Genomic DNA, 3,293 nt, shown 5'->3' with positions numbered 1-3,293 from the left:
GCCGCGCGAGCGCGCTGCGGTATTCCACCGGGCCGCGGCGCTGTTCCAGCAGCATTTTGATGAGCTGGCGCTCTACGTCACCCGCGAAACCGGCGGCATCCTGCCCAAGGGCCAGCATGAAGTGCGTGAAGCAGTGGCCTTCTGCCAGATTGCCGCTGCGATGCCGCTGCAGGCCCAGGGCCAGGTGCTGCCCGCCACGCCAGGCCGCCTCAGCCTGGCCCGGCGAGTGCCGCACGGTGTGATCGGCGTGATCTCGCCGTTCAATTTCCCATTGGTCCTGACGCTGCGCGTGGTGGCGCCAGCGCTGGCCGCGGGCAATGCGGTGATCGTCAAGCCGGACCCGCGCACGCCTGTCAGCGGCGGCTTCCTGATCGCCCGCATCTTCGAGTTGGCCGGGCTGCCAGCCGGCGTGCTGCATGTGCTGCCGGGCGGGGCCGAGGTCGGTGAGGCGCTGGTGACCGATCCCCAGGTGGCGATGATCTCCTTCACCGGCTCGGTCGGCGTGGGCCGCCACATCGGCCAGCTGGCGGGGCAGCACCTGAAGAAGGTGTCGCTGGAACTGGGCGGCAGCAATTCGCTGATCGTGCTGGACGACGCCGACCTGGACATCGCCGCCAGCAACATCGCCTGGGGCGCCTGGCTGCACCAGGGCCAGATCTGCATGGCCAGCAACCGGGTGCTGGTGCACGCCGCCATCGCGCCTGCCATTGCGGAGCGCCTGGTGGCCAAGGCCAGGCAATTGCCGGTGGGCAATGGCGCCACCGGCCAGGTCGCCATCGGCCCGCTGATCGATGCCCGCCAGCGCGACCGGGTGCACGCCGCGGTCATGGCCAGCGTGCAGGCCGGTGCCCGGTTGCTGGCCGGTGGCCAGTACGAGCAGCTGTTCTACCAGCCCACGGTGCTGGCCGGCGTGCGGCCCGGCATGCCCACCTTCGACCACGAAACCTTCGGCCCGGTGGTCAACCTGGTCAGCTTCCAGACCGACGAAGAGGCGGTGGCCCTGGCCAACCTCGGCCAGGGCGGCCTGGCGGCCGGCGTCATCTCGGCCTCGGTGGGCCGGGCACTGGCGCTGGGCCGGCAGCTGCGCGCCGGCATGGTCCACATCAACGACCAGACGGTGAACGACGACGCGGTGAACCCCTTCGGCGGCCCTGGCATCGCCGGCAATGGCAGCTCGCACGGCGGCCCTGGCGACTGGGAGCAGTTCTCCACCTGGCAATGGCTGACGGTGAAGGACGCCGCCACGCCGTTCCCGTTCTGATGCCTCGCCCACACATTCCAAGGAGATAGCCGTGAATTTCCAAGGCAAGACCATCGTCATCACCGGCGCCTGTTCCGGCATCGGCGCCGAGACCGCCCGTTTGATGCGTCTGAAGGGCGCCCGCGTGATCGGCATGGACCGCAATGCGCCGACCCTCACGCTGGACGGCTTCATCAAGGTCGATCTGGCGGAGCAGGCCGCGATCGATGCGGCCTTCCGGCAACTGCCCGAACGCTTCGACGCGCTGTGTAACGTGGCCGGCGTGCCTGGCACCGCGCCGGTCGACCTGGTGGCGCGCGTCAATTACCTGGGCCTGCGCCACCTCTGCGGCCTGGCGCTGGAGCGCCTGCCGGCCGGCGGCGCCATCGTCAACATCGCCTCCATCCTCGGCGCCGAATGGCCTGCGCGTCTGGCGCAGCACAAGGCGCTGGCCGAGGCCACCAGCTTCGAGGCCGGCCTGGCCTTCCTGGCCCGGCACCCGGTGCCGCAGGAAAGCTGTTACCAGTACTTCAAGGAAGCGCTCATCGTCTGGAACGCCGTGCAGTCGCAGCCATGGTTCCTGAGCAAGGGGGTGCGCATGAACTGTGTCGCCCCCGGGCCGGTGATGACACCCATCCTGGGCGATTTCGTGCAGATGCTGGGCGAGGAACGGGTGCAGAAGGACGCGCACCGGATGAAGCGCCCGGCCCTGGCCGACGAGATCGCGCCGGTGGTGGCCTTTCTGTGCGCCGATGAATCGCGCTGGGTCAGCGGCGTCAACCTGCCGGTCGACGGCGGCCTCGCCTCGACCTACCTCTGATCCCAGGCCAGGGACGGAACAAGGCCGGCGCACCAGCACCCGGCCGAAGCAAGCGGCGCACCAGAAGCCGTTCGACTCAAAACCACGGAGACTCCCATGCAACCCACCCGTCGCGTGATCGCGGTGGCGGCCGCGCTCGCGCTGCCCGCTGCCAGCCACGCCTTCCAGATCGACATGCCGGACGACAGCGAGCTGAAGCTGCGCCTGGACCTGACGCCAAAGTACAGCGCCGGCTACCGGCTGAAGGACCCTTCGGCCGCGCTGACCCGGTTCGACGTGGCGGCCGATCCAGGCACCGTCAACGAGGACGATGGCGACCACAATTTCAAGAAGGGACTGATCTCCAGCCGCTGGGACCTGCTCGGCGAACTGGACCTGACCGGGCCGAGCTACGGCATGCGGCTGTCGGGCAGCGCCTGGCACGACAGCGTCTACCTGCGCCCCAGCAGCTACGGCGGCACCCCGATCTATGCAGGCGGCGTGCCCATTGGCGCCAGCACCTCGAGCTCGAACAACTTCAGCGACCAGGCTGCCAACGAATTCCTGCCCGACACGGTGCGCCAGCACGGCCGCGGCAGCGAGCTGCTGGACGCCTTCGTCTATGCCAAAGGCGACCTCGCCGGCATGAAGGCCACGCTGCGTGTCGGCCGCCACACGCTGCAGTGGGGCGAGAGCGTGTTCTTCGGCCAGAACGGCATTGCCAACGCCCAGGGGCCGGTGGACGTGGCCAAGATCGTCTCGGTGCCGGGCTGGCAGTTCAAGGAAGTGCTGCTGCCGGTCGAGCAGGTCTCCGGCTCGCTGCAGGTGGCCGAGGGCGTGTCGCTGGGGGCCTATTACCAACTGCGCTGGCGGCCCAGCAGGATTCCCGGCGTCGGCAGCTATTTTTCCAACCAGGACTACGTCGGCACCGGCACGGTGAACTTCGGCGTCGATGGCAATGGCAACCCCATCCTGCTGGCCTACGACAAGCACCAGGACCTGCGGCCGCGCAACAACGGCCAGGGCGGCCTGCAGCTGCGCTTCAGCCCCACCGGCAGCGACTACGAGTTCGGCCTGTACGCTGCGCAATACCACGACAAGACGCCGGCCGTGCCGGTGTTCGACTTCGTGGGCGGCAATGTGCACCTGGCCTATGCAGAAGACGTGCGCACAGTGGGCGCCAGCGTCACCTCGTCGCTCGGCCAGCTCAATTGGGCGGCCGAGGCCTCGCTGCGCTGGAACGCACCGCTGACC

At 68.9% G+C, this 3,293-nt stretch carries 3 protein-coding genes; all 3 read left to right on the top strand.

Annotation, left to right across the window (positions count from 1 at the left end):
* Positions 1-1,261, top strand: a 1,261-nt coding sequence (locus FKP22_RS25170; RefSeq protein WP_141290437.1) for a benzaldehyde dehydrogenase, incomplete at its 5' end; no start/stop codon positions are given.
* Positions 1,262-1,292: 31 nt separating this feature from the next.
* The gene (locus tag FKP22_RS25165) at positions 1,293-2,060 is read left to right on the top strand and encodes a coniferyl-alcohol dehydrogenase (protein WP_141290435.1); all 768 of its coding nucleotides are present in this window, start codon (positions 1,293-1,295) and stop codon (positions 2,058-2,060) included.
* 96 nt (positions 2,061-2,156) lie between these two features.
* On the top strand, positions 2,157-3,293 hold a 1,137-nt coding region (locus FKP22_RS25160; protein WP_141290432.1), incomplete at its 3' end, for a DUF1302 domain-containing protein.

The sequence above is a fragment of the Ideonella azotifigens genome, assembly GCF_006519715.1.
In the GTDB taxonomy this organism is placed as follows: Bacteria; Pseudomonadota; Gammaproteobacteria; order Burkholderiales; family Burkholderiaceae_C; genus Ideonella; species Ideonella azotifigens.
This window is presented reverse-complemented; position numbering and strand designations above follow the sequence as displayed.